Source organism: Archangium minus, from assembly GCF_044360475.1.
GTDB lineage: Bacteria > Myxococcota > Myxococcia > Myxococcales > Myxococcaceae > Archangium > Archangium minus.
Map to the genome: position 1 here is coordinate 5,137,428 of NZ_CP043494.1, position 19,975 is coordinate 5,157,402.

The following is a 19,975-nucleotide window of genomic DNA, read 5'->3' on the forward strand; positions in this document are numbered from 1 at the left end:
CGGGCCCTCATGGACTCTCTGCGCGTCGCCGTGGCCGCTTGTCTGCTGTCGGGGCTCGTGTTCTCGGGTTGTGTCCGCTCCGTGCCGCCCGCGTCGGAGGCGGGAGGAGGGGAGGAGCTCGTCGTTTGGGAGGATCGCCGCTCGTTGGCGGACGGACGGCTCGTGGCGCTGGCGACACGAGGGCCCGAGTTGGTGCGTGTGAGGGCGTTGCGCGCGCTCGCCCGCATCCAGGACCTCTCCACGTTGGAGCCCGTGCTGGCCGGGCTGGGCGCCGCCGAGGTGCCCGTGCGTGACGAGGCCGCCTTCGCCGCTGGAGTGCTGGCGCTCTCGTGGGAGCCTCTCTCGGACGCAGAGAAGGCCCGGATGACGGAGGCCTTGCTGGCTGCTGAGGCCTCGGAGAAGGACGAGCGCGTGCGGCGCACCTTGCTCGACTCCCTGGGCAAGCTGGCCACGCCGGGGGCGGTGAAGCGCCTCACCGAGCGGCTCTCGGAGGAGCGTCCGGAGATTGCGAGCCGTGCGGCCACGGCCCTCGGTGTGGCGGCGCGTCGGGGTGCGTCCTTGGCGGAAGTCCCATTGGAGCGAGCCGCGGTGCTGCTCCAGCCCGGCCAGTCCGAAGAATCCCGGTACGCGGGGGCCTACCTCCTGGCGAGCGCGAAGCGAGCCGAGGGCCTGGGATGGCTGCGGCGTTGCCTTGGGGACGAGGCCGCGGACGTGCGAGCCCTGTGCGTGAAGGGCATGGGGGATGCGGGCGGACCGGAGGACGCGGCCGTGGTGGGCCGGCTGCTGGGGGACGAGGTGCCGCGCGTATCGGCCGAGGCGGCGCGGGCGCTCGCGAAGCTGGCCTCGCGATGTGGCGGGCACTGCACGCCGATGGACGAACTCCTGGCACTGGCGCCTCGGGCCGCGCTGGTGGCGCGGGGCGATTCCGCCGCGGGCCATGCGTTGCTTGCGCTGTCTCAGCAGGGCTTGCCGGAGGCAGGGCGAAGGGAGCTGGAGACGCTGCGGCAGTCGCTCCAGGAGGTGGTGCCGGGGGCGGCCTCCGAGGTGGCCGTGGGAGACCTGATGACCCTCGACTGTCGGCTGGCGGCAGCGCTTGATCGGCTGAAGGGGGAGGTTGACGAGACCCTTCGCTGTGGGAGAGGGCAGGTGCCAGAGGTGCGGCGGCTGGCGCTCGGCCTGCGCGAGGTGGCGCAGTCTCGGGTCAGGGACGGCGCGAGCGGCGCGGTGCCCTATCTCTCCCATCCGGATTCACGGGTGAAGCTGGCGGCGCTCGAGGCGGTGTCGGCCCGGCCCGTGCCCGAGGCCGCTGGACCTGTGCGGGCGCTCATCGGAGGGGAGGACCTGGTGGTGGCTGCCTCGGCGGCGAGCGCGGCCGGGAAGCTGAAGGACGCGGAGGCGCTGCCCGCGGTGCGCGCGCTCGCCGAGCGTGTGCCGGAGGAGCCGGACATGGTCGCGGCGGTGGCGGACGGACTGGTGGCGCTCGCAGGGAAGGATGCGGAGCCCGTGCTGCGGACCTGGTTGAACCATCCCCACGCCAACGTGCGCCGGGTCGCGGCCGAGTCCCTCTCCGGCCTCACAGGTCAGCCCGTGCGAGCCCCTCACGTGGAGTTGCCGGAGAACGCACGCCGCCCCGAGCCCGCTCCAGCAGGGAGCACGCTCACCTTCCGCACGCGCAAAGGGGACTTCACTGTCGCGCTAGACGCGGAGGCGCCGCTGACCTCGGGCAACCTCGTCACGCTTGCTCGCAAGGGCTACTTCCGTGGCATTGCCTTCCACCGCGTGGTGCCGGACTTCGTCGCGCAGGGAGGCGATCCACGCGGAGACGGGGAGGGGGGACCGGGCTACTCCATCCGTTGTGAGATCACCCGTCGGCCCTACCGCCGCGCCGTGCTGGGCATGGCGCTGTCGGGCAAGGACACGGGGGGCAGCCAGTTCTTCTTCACCCACTCGCCGCAGCCATACCTGGATGGCCGCTACACGGCCTTCGGCGAGGTGACGCACGGCATGGAGGTGGTGGATCGCCTGCTGGAGGGCGACACCCTCCTCGACGTGGAGGTGTCGCCCTGAGGGAGGAAGAGACGAGCGCCGAGGCGCTCAGCTCGCGACGCGGTTGGGCACCTTGCCCGGCGTGAAGCCGGCCCAGAGTGCGTTCTCCGCGTTCTCCATGTCCTCGACCTTCTTGCGGATGCGCTGCCACTCCGCGTCCGGAATGCGCAGGAAGGCCTCAGCCAGCTCGGGGTCGAACTGCGTGCCCGAGCAGCGCTTGATCTCATCGCGCGCCACGGACATCGGCCGACCCTTGCGGTACGGGCGATCCGAGGTGATGGCATCCACCGTGTCCGCGATGGCGAAGATGCGCGCTCCGATGACGATGTCCTTGCCCTTGAGGCCCTGCGGGTAGCCCTTGCCGTCCCACCGCTCCTGGTGGTGCAGCACGATGAGCGAGGCCTCGTGCAGGTAGGGCATCTTCGCGAGGATCTTGTAGCCGTACTCGGGATGCTTGCGCATCTCCACCCATTCCTCGGGCGAGAGCGGCCCGGGCTTGAGCAGGATGGTGTCGCTCACGCCGATCTTCCCGATGTCGTGCAGCAGGGCTCCCTGCTCCACCACCTCGAGCTGCGTGGGCGTCAGGCCGATCTCCTCGCCGATGCGGCGCGAGTAGAGCGACACCCGGCGCGAGTGCCACTGCGTCTCGGTATCGCGGTAGTCGAGCGCGCTGATGAGGCCATCGAGCAGGCCGTTGGTGCGCTCCACCACCATGCGCTCCAGATCGCGGTTGATCGTCGTCAGCTCCGCGTTCTTTTCGGCAACCTCTCGCGTGAGCCTCTCATTGGCCTCGACCAGCCGGAAGTGCTCGAAGGCCTGGCGCACCGCACTGGTCAGCTCGCTGAGCGACCACGGCTTGCCCAACAGTCGGAACACCTCTCCCCGGTTGACCGCTTCGGATGCCGTGCGGAAGTCCGCCGCCGCCGTGAGCATCAGGCGCACCGCGCGTGGATTCTTCTCACGCAGCGTGCGCAGCAGCTCCACGCCGTTGAGCAACGGCATCATGAAGTCCGTCAGCACCACCTGGAAGCCCTCTTCCTTGGCGGCCTGGGCGGGATCCGTGTGGGTGACGACCTCGTAACCCTCCGACTGGAGGATCCGCGACAGCGCGGCAAGAATGAGAGGATCGTCATCCACCACGAGGATGCGGTCCATGAATACTGCCTCCCAACCCCTAAGGGACGGACGTTGAAGAACCGGGCCGTTATACACGGGTTTCGACCCAAAGGTCACACCCACTGGAGGGGGGCTCGCGCTCTTGCTCGCTTTACAACCCCCCGTAACCTCTCCCTTTTCCGAAAAAGAAGGGAGCACCTGTCTCACGAGCCGCTTGCCTGTCCGGCTGGGGGTGGTCTATGGTGCGCCACATTGCAGCATGTGGTGTAACTCCTTGATTTTTGGAGAGTTCTCCGATGCCTAGAGCCTCCGCAGGGCCGGTCCCGGTGGTGGTCATGGGGTTGGGAGTCATCGGGCAGGAGATCGCCAGAGCGGCCCAGCTCTCACCCGAGGTGGAGCTGATCGGCGCGATGGACGCCAACCCTCAATTGGTCGGACGCCCCCTCGGCGAAGTGCTTGGGACGCCCGCGTTGAAGGTGAAGGTGGCCGGCTCGCTGGAGGCGGCAGTGGGACGGCGCAAGGGCGTCGTGCTGCTGCATGCCACGGGCTCGCGGCTCGAGCAGGTGATGGATCAACTGCTCGACGCGGTGAATCTCGGCATGCCGGTGGTCTCCACCTGTGAAGAGCTGGCCTTCCCCTTCCTCAAGTATCCCGAGCTGGCTGAGAAGCTGGACCGTGCGGCGCAGAAGGCCGGGGTAGCGGTGCTCGGCACGGGCGTCAATCCGGGCTTCGTGATGGATCGCCTGGTGGCCACGCTGGGTCAGGCGTGCGGCCCGGTGCGCCACGCCACGGTGACGCGCGTGGTGGACGCGCGCACGCGCCGGGAAGCGCTGCAGCGCAAGATAGGCGCGGGCCTGTCCGAGGATGAGTTCTTCGCCCTGGTGGACAAGGAGCAGATGGGCCACGTGGGGTTGGTGGAGAGCGCGGCCCTGTGCGCGCTGGGGCTCGGCCTGGACTGTGACGACTTCGAGGAGGAGATCGTCCCCGTCTTCGCCGAGGAGGACATCACCGGTGGCGCCTTCCCCGTGAAGAAGGGGAGGGTGGCGGGCATCTTCCAATCCGCGGTGGGGCTGGAGGAGGGTCAGGAGCGGGTGCGGTTGGAGCTCACCATCGCGGTGGGGGCTGACAATCCGGGAGATCGCATCGAGATTGAGGCGGATTCCAAGCTGGAGCTGGAGATTCGGGGAGGCGTTCCCGGTGATCGGGCGACTGCCAACACGCTGGTGAACGCCGCCCCACGCGTAACGGCCGCCGAGGCCGGACTCTTGACCGTGCTCGAGCTTCCGGCCGGTCGATAAAGGGAGAGGGACATGCTGGACAAGAACGCCATCGGACGGGCCTCACCGCCATTCTTGAACGAGGTGGAGAAGGGCGCCATCCGGCGCTTCGCCGAGTCCCTCGGCGACTACAACCCCATCTATTACGACGAGGAGTACGCGCGGGCTTCGGGTTACCCCACCGTGGTGGCTCCGCCAACCTTCCCCGCGTCCTTCAGCTCGGCCGCGGATCTGCGCGAGCTGCTGGGCGTGGGCATCAAGAGCCTGCTGCACGCCGAGCAGTCCTTCGAGTACGAGCGGCCCATCTTCGCCGGGGACCGCATCTTCGTTGCCACCCGCGTGGCGGACGTGCTCGAGCGCACCGGCCCGGCCGGAAAGATGGATGTTGCCGTCATCGAGGACGAGGGTCGTGACGAGGAGGGGAACCTCGTGTTCCGCGCCCGCCGCACGCTCATCGTCCGCGCCGCCAAGGAGAATCCGTGATGCCCGCGCGCAAGCTCTATTTCGAAGGCCTCCGCGTCGGAGACGAACTGCCCGCGCTGGCCAAGGCCCCCATCGACCGGGTGCAACTGTCGCGCTACGCCGGCGCCTCCGGTGACTTCAACCCCGTCCACGTGGACGAGGTCTACGCCAAGAGCGTGGGCATGCCCTCCGTGTATGCCCCGGGCATGCTCGTGATGGGCATGTTGGGCCAGCTCATCAGTGACTGGGCCCGTGGCGGTCAGCTGCGGCGCTACCACGTGCGCTTCATCAAGATGGTGTGGCCGGGCGACACCGTTGTCTGCAAGGGCCGCGTGAGCGACCGGCATGGCGAGGGAGGCCGCTACTTCGTCGACGTGGAGCTGTGGGCGGAGAACCAGCGCGGTGAGCTGGTGATGAAGGGCAACTCCACCATCCAGCTCTTCTACTCGCTCGAGGACGAGAACCGGCAGCGCGCCGGCCAGTCCCCCATCGTCGTGGATGTGCCGCGCGAGAGCCTCCTTCAGTCCGCCCCTCAGTCCTCCGAGGGTGTCGAGGACGACGAGAGCAGGGCCGCCAGCATGTCGGGCAAGAAGACGACCGGCTCCAAGCCGGCCGCCAAGACGGCCACGGCCCCCGCTACCCCCGGGGCGGCCATGAAGAAGGCCAAGAAGTAGGTCCCTCTCTCCCTGATTTCCCCGTTCGGCGGCGAGCTCTTGTTCGCCGCCCCAACGCGAGGCGTCATTCGGGATTGACTCTAGAATCAATCGACGTAACCTTCCGGTGTCCCACTGAGGGCCGCGGACTGTCGATTGTGCGGCCGTGAGCCCTCACACGTACGGAGGGGCTATGTCCGCCGGCATCAACACCTACAAGACCGACCTTCGAGAGATCTTCTTCACGCTGTTCGAGCAATTCGGCTTCAGTCAGGTCGCCGGTCACGCTCCCTACGACGCCTGGGGGCCGGACGAAGCGAAGGCGGTCATCCAGGAGACCTACCGATTCGCGAAGGAGGTCCTTGGACCTCTCAACTCCTCGGGTGATCGCGAGGGCTGTCGGCTGGAGAACGGCGCCGTCATCACCCCCAAGGGCTTCAAGGACGCCTGGAAGAAGCTCTACGAGCAGGGCTTCAAGACGGTGTCGGTGAGCCCGGATCACGGCGGGCAGGGCGGCCCGATGATGCTGCAGGTGCTCATCGAGGAGATGCTCTCGGGCGCCAACTCGGCCTTCAACATGTACCCGGGGCTGGCCTTCGGCGCGGCGGAGCTGATCGCCGAGTGCGGCACCTCCGAGCAGAAGAAGCTCTACGTGGAGCGCATGCTGAATGGCACCTGGGGCGGCACCATGTGCCTCACCGAGCCGCACGCGGGCTCGGACGTGGGCGCGGCCAAGTCGAGCGCTCGCAAGAACGCGGACGGCACCTACAGCATCCGCGGCACGAAGATCTTCATCTCCGGTGGTGATCACGATCTCGCGGAGAACGTCATCCACCTGGTGCTGGCTCGCATCGAGGGTGCGGCGCCGGGCACCAAGGGCCTGTCGCTCTTCATCGTGCCGAAGATCCGGGTGAACGCGGACGGCAGCCTGGCGGGCACCAACGACGTGTCTGTGGGCTCCATCGAGCACAAGATGGGCATCCGGGCGTCGGCCACGTGCGTGCTGAACTTCGGCGAGAACGACGGCTGCGTGGGCGAGCTGGTGGGTGGCATCGAGAACGTCGGCATGAGCCAGATGTTCAAGATGATGAACGGCGCGCGCATCGCGGTGGGCATCCAGGGCCTGGCGCTGGCGGGCACGGCGTACTTCAACGCGCTCGAGTACGCGAAGGACCGCAAGCAGGGTCCGCACATGACCAAGCTGAAGGATCCGACGGCGCCGCGCGTGCCCATCATCGAGCACGCGGACGTGCGTCGCATGCTGCTGGACATGAAGGCGCACGTGGAGGGCATCCGTGCGCTCCTCGTCAAGCTGGCCATGCACACGGACAAGGCGCTCATGCTGGCGGGCAAAGACGATGACCAGGCCGCCTACCACCGTGGGCAGGTGGAGCTGCTCACGCCGCTGGTGAAGTCGTACGGCTCGGATCAGTCGTTCCGGCTGTGCGCGCAGGCCATCCAGGTGTACGGCGGCGCGGGCTACTGCCAGGACTACCCGGTGGAGCAGTACACGCGCGACTCGAAGATCTTCTCCATCTACGAGGGCACCAACCACATCCAGGCGATGGATCTGGTGGGCCGCAAGATGGGCCAGGCGGGTGGCGCGAACTTCCAGCAGTTCATGGCGGACGTGGGCGGCTTCATCGAGGCCAACCGCGAGCACAAGGTGCTCGGCGAGGCGGTGCGCCAGCTCGCCGCGGCGCAGGAGGGCGTGATGGCGAGCGCCATGGCCATCCTGGGCTGGTCGCAGGATCCGGCGAAGATGCCGCTCATCCCGCTGTCGGCCAACCGCTTCCTGAACATGATGTCGGAGCTGGCCGTGGGCTGGCTGCTGCTGGACGCGGCCGTCATCGCCGAGCGCGTGGGCGAGAAGGCCACGGGCGACGAGAAGGCCTTCTACGAGGGCAAGAAGTGGAGCGCCCTGTGGTACGCGCGCAACGTGCTGCCCAACGTGGAGCAGGCCGCGCGGATGATGGCGACCGAGGACGCCTCGCCGGTGGAGATCTCCAACCTGGCGTTCGGCACCATCTGAAGTCGAAGGCTCGTCCCTGAATGACAGAGGGGGTCGCCCTGGTGAAGGGCGGCCCCCTTATTCATTCGTGGCGTTTGTCGGAACCGCGAGGAGTTACTGCGCCTCGCGCACGCCGATGGCGAGCTGCCCGAGCCCGGCGCTCTTGGCCAGCTCCATCACCTGGACGACGGTGCCGTGAGGCACCCCTTCATCCGCCTGGACGATGACGATGGTGTCCGGGTTCTTCTGCTGGGCGTCGGCGAAGGCGCGCTTGAGCTCATCCTCGCTGAGCACGTTGCCGCCGAGCACGAAGCGCCCGTCCGCGAGGATGGCCACGGACAGATCCGTGGCGCGCGCGGTGACGTCCGTGCTGCCTCCCTTGGGGAGGTTCACCTTGAGGCCCTCCTGGGCGCCGCCGCCAGGGGCCTGCTGCACGATGACCGAGCTCGTCACCATGAAGATGATGAGCAGCACGAGGAAGATGTCGGTCAGCGGGGTGATGTTGATCTCAGCGAAGCCGACGTCCTCGCCCTCGGAATCCCCCGGTACCTTGCCCATTGCCATGTGCGTGGACCTCAGGCTTCCGGCTGGGGACGCGCTTCCACCGGGGCCGGAGCCGCGGAGGAGGCCGTGGTGGAAGGAGTGTTCACCGGACGCTCGCGCAGCAGCTCGACGAACTCCTCACCCTGGAGCCGCAGCTCCACGAGCACGCGGGACAGCCGTGCCTGGAAGTAGTTGTAGAAGGCCATGGCCTGCACCGCCACGAGGATGCCCACCGCGGTGGCCACCAGGGCCTCGGAGATACCCGTCATCACGGCGGCAGTGCCTCCGGTGCCTCCGGCCGACACGTCCAGGCCCAGGTCCTTGAAGGACCTCATGATGCCGGCCACCGTGCCGAAGAGGCCCACGAAGGGGGTCAGCGAGCCAATGGTGGCGAGGATCCACAGGTTGCGGCGCAGCCGCAGACCCACCTGGGCGCGCTCGCGCTCCACGGCCGAGTCCACTCCGTCACACGAGCCCCGGGTGCGCTCGAAGCGGTCAAAGCCGGCCAGGAAGATGTCCGCCACGGCGGCGTCCGAGCGCTCGGTGGCCGTCCGGGCGGCGGCGATGTCTCCACGCAGCAGGTGCTTGTGGACGGTGTCCCCGAGCGCCCGGGAGCGCTCACTCACCCCCCAAAGGGCGATCAGCCGCTCGATGGCCACACCCAGCGCCACCACGGATGCGAGAATGAGGAGGGCGAGTGTGAAGCCGCCGATGCGTAGGTAGTGGAGGATGTCGGAAAGGCTCATGCAGTGGTGGCCAGGAGGGTGGGCCTGGCGCGAGACTTAAGCCATGAACCGCGCAGCCGCAGCAATCTTCCTGGCCCTCATTTGTTCAGGCTGTCCTAAGCGCATCGATTTCGGGCCCACCGGCCCCATCACCCAGGCCGAGGAGCTCTTCCGGCTCACGAGCGCCTCCCAGGACCGGGTGGCTACTCTCCAGGGCGACGGGAAGCTCCGGCTGCAGTCGCCCCAAGGCTCCGGGACCGTCTCCGCGTACCTGGCCGCCTCCCGGCCAGGCCTGCTGCGCGTGGAGATGTTCGATTTCTTCAACCGGCCCATCGCCGTGCTGGTGACGGACGGGCAGCGCTTCGGCCTCTTTCAAGCGCAGGAGAACAAGTACTACCAGGGGCCGGCGACCCCTCGGAACCTGTCTCGCTTCCTACCCATCGCCCTGCCGAGCGAGGAGCTGGTCTCCGTCATGCTCGGCAAGGTGCCCTTCATCCCCGCCGAGCGGATGACGCTCGCGCTGGATAACGAGCAGGGGCTGTATGTCCTCACGCTCCACAGGGGCTCGGTCGCTCAGGTGCTCCACATCCACCCCAAATACCTCCAGGTGGTGCGCAGCGAGGTACGGGGCGCTCCGGCCTATGGCCTCGAGTACGACGGCTTCAAGGAACAGGGGGGCGTGCTCTTCCCCCACGAGGTGAGGCTCGTGGCCTCCACGGCCGATACCTCGCTGGGGTTGCGCTACACCGACATCACCCTCAATGAGTCCCCGGACCTCACCCTCTTCGATCTCTCCGCGCCCGAGGACGTCCCCGTGGTCGAGGTGGACGAGGGGGGAGAAGCCTTGCCCCCCGTCTCTCTGCCTCCCGCCTCGCCCGGTTCTTGAGCGAGGGGTCTCAAGAATTCAGCAACAGTTGGAATCTCAGGTAGAGTGAGGGGACCGGCGGGTCCGTTCGGACTCCCCAAGACTGCGACATGGCACAGATCAAGCTCGGTGAACTGCTGATCAAGGCGAACGTGCTCCAGGAGAGCCAGCTCAAGGCGGCGCTCGCGGAGCAGGCGAAGTGGGGCGGCAAGCTGGGAGAGATCCTGGTACGGATGAACTTCGTATCCGAGGACATCCTGGTGAGGGCGCTGTCCAAGCAGCTCGCCATTCCCGCCGTCAACCTGGACGCGGTGAAGGAGATCCCCCAGCACGTGCTCAACCGAGTCCCGCTGCAGACGGCGCGGGACTTCGCGGTGCTGCCGCTGCAACTGCGCGATGACGGCAAGACGCTGGTGGTGGCCATCGCGGACCCGCTCAACGTGCGGCAGTTGGACGAGCTGCGCGCTGTCACCAAGTGCCGCATCGTCCCCAACGTGGCCGGACGTACGGCCATCGCGCGGGGCATGGCGCGCTTCTACGAGGACCAGGGCGAGCTGGCGGATGCGGACACCAACTTCAAGGTGGTGGACGCCCAGGGTCGCACGGTCGTCAAGAACATGAACCAGCCCGCCCCGGCCGCCGCGGCGCCGGCTTTCACTCCTGCCCCGATGCCTCCCGCGCCCTCGCGCGAGATGCCGGCGGTGCGCGGTGGCGGCAGCAGCCCGGTGGAGCTCCTGCGCAGCGTGGAGGAGGTGCAGCGCAAGGAAGTGGCGGCCCTCAAGGCCATGGTGGAGCTGCTCATCGAGAAGGGCGTCTTCACCCGTGATGAGTACCTGGCGAAGGTCAAGCGTTAAGCCGTCCAGCCCCCCCCGGTCCTAATGCGCAAGAAGATCGGCGAGCTCCTCATCGAGTCCGGCGCGGTCAGTCAGGAGCAGATCCGCCATGCGCTCGGCCAGCAGCGGGCCTATGGCAATCGGCAGCGGCTGGGCTCTGTCATCATCACCCTGGGGTTCGCCTCGCCTGCGGCGGTGGCTCGGGCCCTGGCGCACCAGTTTGAGCTGCCCTTCGTCCAGCTGCCGGAGATCCCCGAGCAGGTGCGCTCGCTCGTGTCGCTCGACTTCCAGGCCGAGCACCGCATCGTCCTGTTCAAGCTCGAGCGGGAAGGGCGCAGCGAGCGGCTTCACGTGGCGGTGGATGATCCCTCGGACCTGACGGTGGCGGACGAGCTGAGCTTCCAGCTCAACAAGCCCGTCCGAGTGCATGTGGCCGCCGAGGACGACCTCGACCGCGCGCTCGATCTGGTGAGTGGCCGGGCAGTGGATGCTCTCCCGCTGGGGGACGACGACGGCTCACCCTTCGATCTGCAACACGGGAACTTGGGCGAGCTCCCGGGCAACTGGCACGACGCGGCGGAGACGACCCCGCCCTCACCGTCCGCGGCCCTTTCGGCCCTGCTCGATTGGGAGCCGCCTCCACCGCCGCCAGCCACCCCGAGGTCCGCTTTGACGTCAAAGCCGCCGATGCCCCCGGCTCCGCCGCCCTTCGATGAGGAGGATGAGGACATCACCCTCATCACGCCTCGGGTCCCGTCGAAGCCGAAGGCCTCCGCGCTTCCTCCGCCTCCTCCGCCGCAGGAGAGCGAGGATGTCCTCGATGAGCTGCTCGGCGAGCCCGAGCCCCCAGCTCCGCGTCCGTCCGCCGCCCCTGCCGAGCCCAACAAGAAGGGCGCCGTGCCGGTGGTTGTCTTCGGGGGAGCCGCCCAGGGTCTGCCGCAGCCGCCTCCGCCTCCTCAGCTGCCCGACATCACCGATGAGGACCTGAAGGTGCTCGAGGACATCGAGCGAATGGCGGACGGCGCCGAGGCGACGCTGCACACGGAGAAGGTGAAGCCCGCGCGCATGGTGGCCAGCCTCATCCGCCTCCTCATCCGCAAGCGCGTCATCCGCGAGGAGGAGTTCCTGGAGGAGCTGTCCCGGAAGTGACGCCCCGGGCCGGGTGTTCTGGCCCGGCCGTGAGCCCCATGCCCGAGCCCCTTCTCGACGTCCGTGGACTGAAGACCCAGCTCTCTCTGGAGGAGGGTCCGGTCCTGGCCGTGGACGACGTGTCCTTCTCCATTCCGCCTGGCGGCACGCTGGGCGTGGTGGGGGAGAGCGGCTGTGGCAAGAGCCTCACCGCGCTCTCGGTGATGGGGCTGGTGCCCGAGCCTCCCGGCCGCGTGGTGGGCGGGAGCATCCGCTTCCAGGGTGAGGACCTGCTCGTGCTCCCCGAGGAGAAGCTGCGCCGCATGCGCGGGCGCCATCTCTCCATGGTCTTCCAGGAGCCGATGACCTCGCTCAACCCTGTCTACACGGTGGGCGAGCAGCTAGCCGAGGGCGTGCGGCTCCACCAGGGCTTGTCCCGGACCGCTGCGCGCGAGCACGCGGTGGAGATGTTGCGGCGGGTGGGCATCCCCGCTCCCGAGCAGCGAGTGGACAACTATCCGCACCAGCTCTCCGGAGGCATGCGCCAGCGGGTGATGATTGCCATGGCGCTCGCGTGTGGCCCGGAGTTGCTCATCGCCGACGAGCCCACCACCGCGTTGGACGTCACCATCCAAGCGCAGATCCTCGAGCTGCTGAAGCGGCTGCAACAGGAGCGGCGCATGGCAGTGATGCTCATCACCCACGATCTGGGCGTGGTGGCCGAGAGCTGTGACACGGTGGTGGTGATGTACGCGGGGCGCGTGGTGGAGCGGGCCCCGGTGAAGAGGCTCTTCCGCCAGCCGGCGCACCCGTACACGGCGGGGTTGCTGCGCTCCATCCCGGCGCTTCACGAGACAGGCGGGGCAGGGGAGCGCCCCCGGTTGAAGACGATTCCCGGCATGGTGCCGAGCCTCCGCCGTTTGCCTGGAGGGTGCCGCTTCCGCGACCGTTGTGAGCGCGCCCAGGAGCTCTGCGCGCGGGTGGAGCCGACGTTGGAACTCAAGCGCGAGGGCCAGGATGCCGCGTGCCACAACCCGGTGCCCGCGCCATGACCGAGCCTCTGCTGCAGGTACGAGACGTGAAGACGCACTTCCCGGTGCGTGGCGGGTTGCTGGGACGCGTGCGGGGCACCGTCAAGGCCGTGGACGGAGTGGGCTTCGACGTGCGGCGCGGCGAGACGCTCGGCCTGGTGGGCGAGAGTGGCTGCGGCAAGAGTACCCTGGGGCGCACGCTGCTGCGGCTCGTGGAGCCTACGGCCGGCTCCATCCGCTTCGAGGGCCGGGAGCTGACGGGGCTCTCCCAGCGCGAGCTGCGCCCCCTGCGGCGGAGGATGCAGCTCGTCTTCCAGGATCCTTATGCCTCGCTCAACCCTCGCATGTCCGTGCGCGACATCCTGGGCGAGCCCTTCGCCATCCACGGGCTGGAGCGTGGTCGCGAGCGCGAGGCGAAGGTGGCCGAGTTGTTGGACCTGATGGGCCTGCCTCGCGACGCGCTGGACCGCTACCCGCACGAGTTCTCCGGCGGACAGCGCCAGCGCATCGGCATCGCCCGAGCCATCGCCCTGCGGCCGGACCTGGTCGTCGCCGACGAGCCCATCAGCGCGCTCGATGTCTCCATCCAAGCGCAGATCGTCAACCTGCTGGTGGACCTGCAGCGGGAGCTGGGGCTGACCTACGTCTTCATCGCGCATGACCTGAAGATCGTCGAGTACGTCTCCACCCGCGTGGCGGTGATGTACCTGGGCCGCATCGTGGAGCTGGCGGACGCGGCGGACCTCTACCGCAAGCCGCGCCACCCATACACCCAGGCGCTGCTGTCCGCTGTGCCGGTGCCAGACCCCGAGCGCAAGCGGACGCGCATCCTCCTCCAGGGGGACGTGCCTTCTCCGCTCGCGCCGCCGCCCGGGTGCACCTTCCACCCCCGGTGCCCCTACGCCATGGAACGGTGCCGGCGCGAGACGCCCCCCCTGTATCCGCTGGGCAACGGACACACCTCCGCGTGCTTCTTGGTGGAGCAGGACGCGAGCAGGGCCACTGCGTCCGGGCCCGAAGCGGACGCGCCACGGGTTTCGGGAGGTTAGGGTGTTCTGGCTCAGCCATCACCACGAGGAGGAGTACAACCGCACGTACCTGCTCGGGGGCGTGCGGGTGTGCGCGCGTTGCCTGGGGACCTACCCGGTGCTGCTGGCCGTGATGGTGGGCCTCTTCAAGCTGCGTGCGCCCCTGGCCTGGCACTGGGACGTTCCCGTGGTGCTCGGCCTCACCCTGCCGGCGCTCGTGGACTGGGCGGTGGGCCGCTTCCGTCCCGCCAGTGGCTCCAACGCCGTGCGTACCCTCACCGGGCTCCTGCTGGGGGCGGCGCTCGGGCGTTCGTTGTTCATCCACGTCCAGAAACCCCTGCCGGCGGTGCTGGTGTGGCAGGCCGCATTGGTGGCCGTGGTCGCGCTTCCGGTCTTCCTCGCGACCTTCAGGGGACCCCGGAACGGCTAGCCACGAAAGGCCGCTGCGCGCCTGTCCGCTCCGCGACCAGACGGCCGTGCCCTGATGACAGGGGGCGCTTTCCCTGTCATTCTCGCCACTTACAGAGGGCCAAAAAACGGGTAGACCCGAATCGCTCTTCGCCCGTTGATGCGGGCAGGTGGGGTGAGGACAGGCACGAGGGCCCTGAAACGGGGGACTGTTGGGACCGGAAACCTCAGACGAACGGCTGATGCTCGCCTTCCGGGCGGGGGATGCACGTGCGTTCGAGGTGCTGGTGCGCAAGCACCGGACGCCGGTGTTCAACTTCATCCTTCGCTTCACGGGCCACCGGGCGCGGGCGGAAGACGTGCTTCAGGAGACGTGGCTGAAGGTGGTGCGGAGCGCGCCGGAGTATGAGGCGAAGGCGAAGTTCACCACCTGGGTCTACACGATTGCGAGGAACCTCTGCGTGGACAGCGCGCGCAAAGAGAGCTACCGGCAGGCGTCCTCGTTGGAGGCGCCCTCGACCGGTGCCGAGGGCGAGGAGGGCCGCTCCTTGGGTGAGGCCTTGCCCGACGAGGGCGCGAGCCCCGAGCGCGGCGCCTACAATGCCCGCGTGAGACCCCTGTTGGAGCGTGCGCTGGCCAGCCTCCCAGAGGAACAGCGCGAGGTGTTCGTCCTGCGCGAGTACAGCGGCATCCCCTTCAAGGAGATCGCCGAGGTGACAGGTGTGTCCGAGAACACGGTGAAGAGCCGCATGCGCTATGCCCTGGAGGGCCTGCGCCGGCGCCTGGCCGAGCTCGGAGTAGACGGCGACCTGGCAGAGGATGGAAGGACGGTGGCGGGATGAAGCCCCAGGGTGCCCACGCACACGAGGATCGGTTGCTGGACTTCGCCTATGGCGAGCTCCCGCCCTCCGAGGCTCGGTTGATGGAGCAGCACGTGCAGGGCTGTTCGCGCTGCTCAGAGGCGCTCGAGAGTATACGAGGCGTGCGCATCTCGATGTCCCGGCTGCCGCTGGAGACCGCGCCGGACGCAGGGCTGGAGTCGCTATTAGCCTATGCACAGCAGTCCGCGCGCCGGTCCGCGGCGGGCTCCGAGCTGCCACCGCGTTGGTGGCGCCGCCTGCTTGCGCCCGCGCTGGGCGTTGCGGCCATGAGCGTCTTTGGGGTTGTGGTCGTCCAGGTGAACCGCGACGTGAATCTCAGCCCCGCCCTCAAGCAGGAGGCCACGCAGGAGACGTCTCCGCGCAGCAAGGACAAGGCCGAGGTGGCGCAAGTCCCGGCTCCTTCTGCCGTATCGCCTCCCGCCCCGGTGCCCGCCGAGGTCGGGAGGCTGCACGCGCAACTCGACGACAAGATGCGTGACGAGATGCGCGCCGAGCCCTTGCCGATGAAATTAGCGCCGAAGCCGGTGAGCCGCTCCGTGCGCTCTTCGGACTGGTCCAATGCAGGGGCGGGCAGCGCGGGCGGCTTCCCGGAAAAGAAAGTCGCGTTGGACAGCGACGATAAGGCGAGCGACTCCGATGCGTTCGGGTCCCAGGAGTCATGGAAGCTCAAGCGCGGCGTCGTGGCCCGCAAGAACTGGCCCTCGGAGCCGAAGGCGGAGCGTGCCGAGCCCGCTCAGGAGGCGGTCGTGGCAGAGGCGGAACAGGCGCCCCCCGCGTCCGAGGAGCAGAGTTCAGGCGAATCCCTGGCGGCCGGTGCCGCGCCGCCACCACCCCCTGCCCAGTACCAGCCGTCTGCCGCCCCCGCCAGCGCCTACGCGTCGAGGGCGTCTCCTTCGCCCGCGGAGCTCTTGCGGCAGGCCGATGGAGCAAGTCGCTCGGGGGATAGGGAGCAGGAGGTGGCCTTCTTGCGTGCGGCCATGGCCGCCGGAGCCCAGGGAGCGCAACTGGTGAACGTGCTCTCCCGGCTGTGTGACGCGGAGGCCGCGCTGGGTCGCCGGCAGAGTGCCGTCGAGGCCTGCAAGCGGGTGATGATGATGGCGCCCGGCTCGAGAGAGGCTCGCCAGGCGCAGCGCCGTCTGGAGAGTGAGCTCCAGTCTCCCGCGGACGAGGTCGAAAGCGAGCCCAAGGCCGCATCGCCCATGACGAAGTAAACAACCCTCCCTCCCTCTCCCTCTGGGAGAGGGTCGGGGTGAGGGTATCCGAGCCCGTGCCGCAGCCCATGCCCCGAGCCGAACCAGGGGTCAATGTGAGTCGCGAGAGCTCGGCGTCAGTCTGGGTTGAAGGCGCCGCGGAAGACGAGAGGCTCTCCGCCCGGCTCTCGCAGACGCCAGGGCTTGCCGGAAGGCGACACGCCCACGGGATGTATCTCGTAGGCCACGCCACCTTGCATGACGTAGAGCAGCAGCGTGCCGGGAGGAGCTTCCGCGGGGAGCGCGTCCGGCGAAGCCACCTTCTGAATGACGAAGGGCAGCGACGCGAACGAGCGCGTGCGCACCGGAGTGGGCAACCCGTGAGAGACCTGTTCCAGCGTGGCCTGCCAGGAGTCCACATCCTCGGGAGCCGCACCCCGAGCCTGTAGCGTGTCGACCGTCCGGCCGTGAAGCTCTCGCGCCACCTGCAGGATCTTCAGGTTGGCCGAGTCCGCGGTACGTCCCGCCACGAGCCCCTCGCGGTTGCCCCAGAGGGAGAGCACCAGGGCACCGAGGATGAGCAGGGACCACTGGAGCCGCGCGCTGCGCCCGCGCACTGCCTGCACCAGCACAACCGTCATGCCTACCACCGCCGCGAGCACCGCCAACAACAGCACTGGACGGGGTGGCGGCCCGGCGTGGAAGGGCTGGAGCTGAGTACGGACCAGGTGCTCCAACTCCGGCCAGTTCGCCACGAGGCAGAGTGCGGTGAATCCCCCGAACATGACTCCGTGGAGGACCCGAAGCGGGAGCGGAGAGGACGTCCGCGCAGGGGAGGGGGACGACCTCACGGGAACGGCAGGTTCAGCACGAAGTAGAACGAGTCGTAGTAAATCTGATACGCGCGCAGGAAGGCGTCGATGATGTTCATCTTCTCTTCGCCTCTGCCGAAGTCGACGCTCATCATCACGATGAGCCCGAACAGCAGGATCCAGTTGATGAAGGAGTACTCCACCATCGCTTGTCCGCGGCGGTGACGGCGGCGGAGCTGGGAACGGGGGGGAGGCGTCTTCATGGGCGGTTCTCCTCGTAACCCGAAGCGGTACCAGACTGTGGCTGTAGTTGGAAGTGGGGCGGCAGGTTGCCCGATGGCTCCAGTGTAATCTTCTTGTCTCCTGGAGAGGGAACAACCATGCGCGGCCGGGCGTCCACGCCGTGGTCGCGGACCTCCAGGGTGTACCGGAGGGGCGGGAACTCGAGCTTTGCCAGGCGGAGGATGGGGATCTCCCGGCTGACCCAGTACCGCTTGAGGACGAGCTGCCGGTGGCGGACCTCCAGGAGCTCGGCCACCACCGAGCCCGCGTGCGTCATGAGCCGCGTGGGTGTGCCCCGGTTCACGGTCGAGCTCCGCCCGGCGGACCCTTGTGCCGCGGGCGGAGGAAGGACCGGGCGAGAGGTGCCCTTTTCGGGAGTGCCGAGGAAGAAGGGCAGGGCGTTTGTCTCCACCTCCTGCGGCTTCTCGAAGCCCTGGGTGACGAACAGTCGCGAGACCCCCTCCGCGCGCAGCCCCGTATCGCGGGCTACCAACATGAGGAACTGCGCCAGGGGCGCCTTCAACTCCGAGTGCTGGCCGAACTCCAGCTCGACCCAGACGGCGTCTCGTCCCTGAGCATCCTTCTGCTCGGCCACGACAGCCAGACGCAGGAAGCCCTGCTGGGGGCCTCCATCCATCTGGTACGTCACCCACTCGCCCACGCGCGCATCCAGTCGCTCGGGGGTGGCATCGAAGAGCAGCCGGCCTTCGCGCGACAGCCCCGTAGGGGCGGCGCCCAGCAGTGCCAGCGACAAGATGCAGAGGAGCGCATTCATGGCTCCTTCTCCCGCATCGGGTCCACGCGGAGGGCGTCCTCGCGAGCCTGGCGCACGGCGTCCGCGTTGGGCATGCCATCTGGCCGGTCCGTGCCCACCCACGTCTGAGAGACGGCAACTCGCGAGGGCTCCAGCTCCACGAGCGTGGTAAGCACCTGTTCGGCCCCTCGGGCGTATTCGAGAACGAAGGTGCGTTGTCCATCCAGTCTGCCCCCGGACTCCCGGACGGACTTGTAGCCGGCGGTGGTGAACCGGGTGACGAGCTCCTGGCGCACCACCTCGAGGCCACGCTCCACCACCTGGGTGCGGTGCCGTGAGCCTCCAGCCTCGTCACGCGAGCCCACGTCTGCGGTGAAGAGCGCGCCCTCCACCTGGATGAACTGACGCCCACTGGCCTCGGGTGGCTTTTCGTACAGCCACAGATCCTTCAGCACGGTGAAGCCCACCGTCTTTCCCAAGTGGGTGCGCAGCACCACAGCTCGCTGGAGTCCCTCGCGCGTGTAGAAGGCCGACACCACCGCCTCCTGCCGCAGGTCTCCGTTGACGACGACGGGGTAGCCCTGCTTCGTCCAGGAGTCGTGGAAATACCTGGCTACCTTCATCAGCGAGTCCGTCGTGGTGAAGTAGGCCATGCGGTGGTACTGGCCGCCGATGAGCAGCTCGTTGCCAATCCGCGTGTGCACGGCTCCGGGGTAGATCGCGAGCTCCTGCTCCGCCCACGAAGGAGCGCCCCACAGCAGAAGCAAAAGGAACAAGACACCTACTCGCACGGGATCCTCTGCTCGTTCTTGTCCTCGGACGTACTGGGATCGAGGTCGGGGGTGTTGGGCATGTCCGCCTGGGCGTTCTTGCAGCCCATGAAGTGGCCACCACGCGCCATGAACATCTTCCGGTAGAGGGAGTGGTCGTAGTCCTGGGTGTCGCGGAAGGGGGCGGTGTCGAAGCAGCGCTGGGCGGGGTCGTCCAGGCCGGGGTAGGTGTTCAGGTTGTTGAGGCCCATGGGGGCGCCGTGCCGGGTCTTGTTGCAGCCGCGTGCGCTCTCCCCTGGCACGTAGTTGTGGGACACCACGAAGGTGCCCAGGAAGTCGGGAACGAGGAAGCGGGCCACCGCACCGAGCCGGTCCAGCTCCACCTGGTCCAGGTAGCTCCCCACACCCAGAAACTTCATCCGGTCCACTTGCAGGGCGAGGCCATGCCTCGAGCCGCTGTCGTGTACGCCCGCCCTCTTGGACTTCACCAGAGCATCCGTGCCGTCGGGCAGATGCCATCCGTTGGCGATGAGGGTGTAGCGGTTCTTCACTGGCAGGTGGCTCAAGTCCCTGCCTCCCCAGTTGTCCACGTCGAAGAACCCGTGTGGCTCCTTCTGCAGGAAGTGTCGGGGGAGCATGTGGCTGGTGAGCTCGCTGGTGACTTCCACCTCCACCTGACCTCGGGTGTTGAAGCGGAAGTGCTCCAGGAAGAAGTCGAGCCTCTTGCCCACCGCAGCAGCCGCCTCGGGGCTGGTACCTCCCGCGACGTCGGGAAAGACGCGGCCCAGGTCCATGCCCGTCACGGTCTGGTTCTGGATGCTCACCTGCGGCGGAGCGGCACGCAGCAAGGTGCCGAACGTGCCTCCAGTCTCGATGGAGTCGAGATCCTCGTAGCGTTCAGCCGCCTCCTTTGCCGCGGCGCGCATGGCTACGTCGAAGGCTCTTCCATGGTTCGCCGTGGCGTAGTCACTCAAGGTGTAGCTGCTCATCGCCCACGCGACGTACCGGCTGGCCTCCTGCAGCTTGAGCCGGGCCCGGATGACATCGCTCAGGAAGACGCTGAACATCAGGATCGAGACCAGCAGCGGCACCACGAGCGCGAACTCGACGGTGGCGGCGCCACGCCGGACGGCCTTCGAATGGATGTGGAGGCGGAGCAT

At 68.1% G+C, this 19,975-nt stretch carries 21 protein-coding genes and 1 pseudogene; 14 read left to right on the plus strand and 8 right to left on the minus strand.

The annotated features are described in order from the left end of the window. Window positions 1-9 precede the first annotated feature (9 nt). The gene (locus F0U60_RS21335) at window positions 10-2,067 is read left to right on the plus strand and encodes a peptidylprolyl isomerase (protein WP_395822737.1); all 2,058 of its coding nucleotides are present in this window, start codon (window positions 10-12) and stop codon (window positions 2,065-2,067) included. 27 nt (window positions 2,068-2,094) lie between these two features. Here F0U60_RS21335 and F0U60_RS21340 read toward each other — a convergent pair whose 3' ends face one another. Beyond that, on the minus strand, window positions 2,095-3,201 hold the full coding sequence (locus F0U60_RS21340) for an HD domain-containing phosphohydrolase (RefSeq protein WP_203403835.1): 1,107 nt from the start codon (window positions 3,199-3,201) through the stop codon (window positions 2,095-2,097). Window positions 3,202-3,458: 257 nt separating this feature from the next. Here F0U60_RS21340 and F0U60_RS21345 point away from each other — a divergent pair, with 257 nt between their 5' ends. The 4 genes from F0U60_RS21345 (at window position 3,459) to F0U60_RS21360 (ending at window position 7,586) form a co-directional block, all read left to right on the plus strand. Next, window positions 3,459-4,460: a dihydrodipicolinate reductase gene (locus F0U60_RS21345; RefSeq protein ID WP_395822739.1), complete on the plus strand. Its 1,002-nt coding sequence runs from the start codon at window positions 3,459-3,461 to the stop codon at window positions 4,458-4,460. Between the two features lie 12 nt (window positions 4,461-4,472). Then, the gene (locus F0U60_RS21350; protein WP_203403837.1) at window positions 4,473-4,922 is read left to right on the plus strand and encodes a MaoC family dehydratase N-terminal domain-containing protein; all 450 of its coding nucleotides are present in this window, start codon (window positions 4,473-4,475) and stop codon (window positions 4,920-4,922) included. Continuing rightward, the gene (locus F0U60_RS21355) at window positions 4,922-5,575 is read left to right on the plus strand and encodes a MaoC family dehydratase (protein ID WP_395822741.1); all 654 of its coding nucleotides are present in this window, start codon (window positions 4,922-4,924) and stop codon (window positions 5,573-5,575) included. The genes F0U60_RS21350 and F0U60_RS21355 overlap by 1 nt, the downstream gene beginning before the upstream one ends. Before the next feature lie 172 nt (window positions 5,576-5,747). Further along, window positions 5,748-7,586: an acyl-CoA dehydrogenase gene (locus F0U60_RS21360; RefSeq protein ID WP_395822743.1), complete on the plus strand. Its 1,839-nt coding sequence runs from the start codon at window positions 5,748-5,750 to the stop codon at window positions 7,584-7,586. Window positions 7,587-7,679: 93 nt separating this feature from the next. On the opposite strand, the gene F0U60_RS21365 is transcribed toward F0U60_RS21360, so the two are convergent. Both F0U60_RS21365 and F0U60_RS21370 read right to left on the minus strand, forming a co-directional pair. After that, window positions 7,680-8,129: an ExbD/TolR family protein gene (locus F0U60_RS21365; protein ID WP_395822745.1), complete on the minus strand. Its 450-nt coding sequence runs from the start codon at window positions 8,127-8,129 to the stop codon at window positions 7,680-7,682. Window positions 8,130-8,140: 11 nt separating this feature from the next. Continuing rightward, window positions 8,141-8,854, minus strand: a complete 714-nt coding sequence (locus tag F0U60_RS21370) for a MotA/TolQ/ExbB proton channel family protein (RefSeq protein WP_395822747.1) — start codon at window positions 8,852-8,854, stop codon at window positions 8,141-8,143. A 43-nt stretch (window positions 8,855-8,897) separates the two neighbouring features. On the opposite strand from F0U60_RS21370, the gene F0U60_RS21375 reads away from it, so the two are divergent. The 9 genes and pseudogenes from F0U60_RS21375 (at window position 8,898) to F0U60_RS21415 (ending at window position 16,218) form a co-directional block, all read left to right on the plus strand. Further along, entirely contained in the window at window positions 8,898-9,719 is an 822-nt protein-coding gene (locus F0U60_RS21375; protein WP_395822749.1) for a DUF4292 domain-containing protein, read from the plus strand. An 89-nt stretch (window positions 9,720-9,808) separates the two neighbouring features. Beyond that, window positions 9,809-10,552: a hypothetical protein gene (locus F0U60_RS21380; RefSeq protein WP_395822751.1), complete on the plus strand. Its 744-nt coding sequence runs from the start codon at window positions 9,809-9,811 to the stop codon at window positions 10,550-10,552. Window positions 10,553-10,576: 24 nt separating this feature from the next. Next, on the plus strand, window positions 10,577-11,680 hold the full coding sequence (locus F0U60_RS21385; RefSeq protein ID WP_395822753.1) for a hypothetical protein: 1,104 nt from the start codon (window positions 10,577-10,579) through the stop codon (window positions 11,678-11,680). 38 nt (window positions 11,681-11,718) lie between these two features. Continuing rightward, on the plus strand, window positions 11,719-12,711 hold the full coding sequence (locus F0U60_RS21390; RefSeq protein WP_395822755.1) for an ABC transporter ATP-binding protein: 993 nt from the start codon (window positions 11,719-11,721) through the stop codon (window positions 12,709-12,711). Beyond that, window positions 12,708-13,739, plus strand: coding sequence for an ABC transporter ATP-binding protein (locus F0U60_RS21395; protein ID WP_395822757.1), 1,032 nt, complete (start codon window positions 12,708-12,710; stop codon window positions 13,737-13,739). Before F0U60_RS21390 ends, F0U60_RS21395 begins: the two co-directional genes overlap by 4 nt. 1 nt (window position 13,740) lies before the next feature. After that, window positions 13,741-14,148 (plus strand): DUF2085 domain-containing protein, encoded by a 408-nt coding sequence (locus F0U60_RS21400; protein WP_395822759.1) that lies wholly within the window; start codon window positions 13,741-13,743, stop codon window positions 14,146-14,148. Between the two features lie 187 nt (window positions 14,149-14,335). Further along, window positions 14,336-14,968: an RNA polymerase sigma factor gene (locus tag F0U60_RS21405; protein ID WP_395825353.1), complete on the plus strand. Its 633-nt coding sequence runs from the start codon at window positions 14,336-14,338 to the stop codon at window positions 14,966-14,968. Then, a pseudogene (locus tag F0U60_RS21410) lies at window positions 14,965-15,069 on the plus strand (hypothetical protein); the annotation flags it as partial. The gene F0U60_RS21405 and the pseudogene F0U60_RS21410, both read left to right, overlap by 4 nt. A 204-nt stretch (window positions 15,070-15,273) precedes the next feature. Then, window positions 15,274-16,218, plus strand: a complete 945-nt coding sequence (locus F0U60_RS21415) for a hypothetical protein (RefSeq protein WP_395826054.1) — start codon at window positions 15,274-15,276, stop codon at window positions 16,216-16,218. A 116-nt stretch (window positions 16,219-16,334) separates the two neighbouring features. On the opposite strand, the gene F0U60_RS21420 is transcribed toward F0U60_RS21415, so the two are convergent. From F0U60_RS21420 to F0U60_RS21440, 5 genes are all read right to left on the minus strand, one after another. Continuing rightward, entirely contained in the window at window positions 16,335-16,982 is a 648-nt protein-coding gene (locus F0U60_RS21420) for a hypothetical protein (protein ID WP_395822761.1), read from the minus strand. Window positions 16,983-17,044: 62 nt separating this feature from the next. Then, complete coding sequence (locus F0U60_RS21425; RefSeq protein ID WP_395822763.1) at window positions 17,045-17,272, minus strand: hypothetical protein; 228 nt, start codon at window positions 17,270-17,272, stop codon at window positions 17,045-17,047. Continuing rightward, window positions 17,269-18,066 (minus strand): hypothetical protein, encoded by a 798-nt coding sequence (locus tag F0U60_RS21430; protein ID WP_395822765.1) that lies wholly within the window; start codon window positions 18,064-18,066, stop codon window positions 17,269-17,271. The genes F0U60_RS21425 and F0U60_RS21430 overlap by 4 nt, the downstream gene beginning before the upstream one ends. Further along, window positions 18,063-18,821: a hypothetical protein gene (locus F0U60_RS21435; RefSeq protein ID WP_395822767.1), complete on the minus strand. Its 759-nt coding sequence runs from the start codon at window positions 18,819-18,821 to the stop codon at window positions 18,063-18,065. Before F0U60_RS21435 ends, F0U60_RS21430 begins: the two co-directional genes overlap by 4 nt. A 5-nt stretch (window positions 18,822-18,826) precedes the next feature. Further along, complete coding sequence (locus F0U60_RS21440; RefSeq protein ID WP_395822769.1) at window positions 18,827-19,975, minus strand: TadE/TadG family type IV pilus assembly protein; 1,149 nt, start codon at window positions 19,973-19,975, stop codon at window positions 18,827-18,829.

Excerpts from the sequence above, each read along its gene's own strand:
- F0U60_RS21390 (WP_395822755.1), top strand. The coding sequence starts at position 11,719 with ATGCCCGAGCCCCTTCTCGACGTCCGTGGACTGAAGACCCAGCTCTCT.
- F0U60_RS21420 (WP_395822761.1), bottom strand. The coding sequence starts at position 16,982 with ATGTTCGGGGGATTCACCGCACTCTGCCTCGTGGCGAACTGGCCGGAG.
- F0U60_RS21385 (WP_395822753.1), top strand. The coding sequence starts at position 10,577 with ATGCGCAAGAAGATCGGCGAGCTCCTCATCGAGTCCGGCGCGGTCAGT.
- F0U60_RS21430 (WP_395822765.1), bottom strand. The coding sequence starts at position 18,066 with ATGAATGCGCTCCTCTGCATCTTGTCGCTGGCACTGCTGGGCGCCGCC.
- F0U60_RS21370 (WP_395822747.1), bottom strand. The coding sequence starts at position 8,854 with ATGAGCCTTTCCGACATCCTCCACTACCTACGCATCGGCGGCTTCACA.
- F0U60_RS21375 (WP_395822749.1), top strand. The coding sequence starts at position 8,898 with ATGAACCGCGCAGCCGCAGCAATCTTCCTGGCCCTCATTTGTTCAGGC.
- F0U60_RS21355 (WP_395822741.1), top strand. The coding sequence starts at position 4,922 with ATGCCCGCGCGCAAGCTCTATTTCGAAGGCCTCCGCGTCGGAGACGAA.
- F0U60_RS21415 (WP_395826054.1), top strand. The coding sequence starts at position 15,274 with ATGAGCGTCTTTGGGGTTGTGGTCGTCCAGGTGAACCGCGACGTGAAT.
- F0U60_RS21350 (WP_203403837.1), top strand. The coding sequence starts at position 4,473 with ATGCTGGACAAGAACGCCATCGGACGGGCCTCACCGCCATTCTTGAAC.
- F0U60_RS21345 (WP_395822739.1), top strand. The coding sequence starts at position 3,459 with ATGCCTAGAGCCTCCGCAGGGCCGGTCCCGGTGGTGGTCATGGGGTTG.
- F0U60_RS21425 (WP_395822763.1), bottom strand. The coding sequence starts at position 17,272 with ATGAAGACGCCTCCCCCCCGTTCCCAGCTCCGCCGCCGTCACCGCCGC.
- F0U60_RS21440 (WP_395822769.1), bottom strand. The coding sequence starts at position 19,975 with ATGCTCCGCCTCCACATCCATTCGAAGGCCGTCCGGCGTGGCGCCGCC.
- F0U60_RS21380 (WP_395822751.1), top strand. The coding sequence starts at position 9,809 with ATGGCACAGATCAAGCTCGGTGAACTGCTGATCAAGGCGAACGTGCTC.
- F0U60_RS21365 (WP_395822745.1), bottom strand. The coding sequence starts at position 8,129 with ATGGCAATGGGCAAGGTACCGGGGGATTCCGAGGGCGAGGACGTCGGC.
- F0U60_RS21340 (WP_203403835.1), bottom strand. The coding sequence starts at position 3,201 with ATGGACCGCATCCTCGTGGTGGATGACGATCCTCTCATTCTTGCCGCG.
- F0U60_RS21360 (WP_395822743.1), top strand. The coding sequence starts at position 5,748 with ATGTCCGCCGGCATCAACACCTACAAGACCGACCTTCGAGAGATCTTC.
- F0U60_RS21335 (WP_395822737.1), top strand. The coding sequence starts at position 10 with ATGGACTCTCTGCGCGTCGCCGTGGCCGCTTGTCTGCTGTCGGGGCTC.
- F0U60_RS21395 (WP_395822757.1), top strand. The coding sequence starts at position 12,708 with ATGACCGAGCCTCTGCTGCAGGTACGAGACGTGAAGACGCACTTCCCG.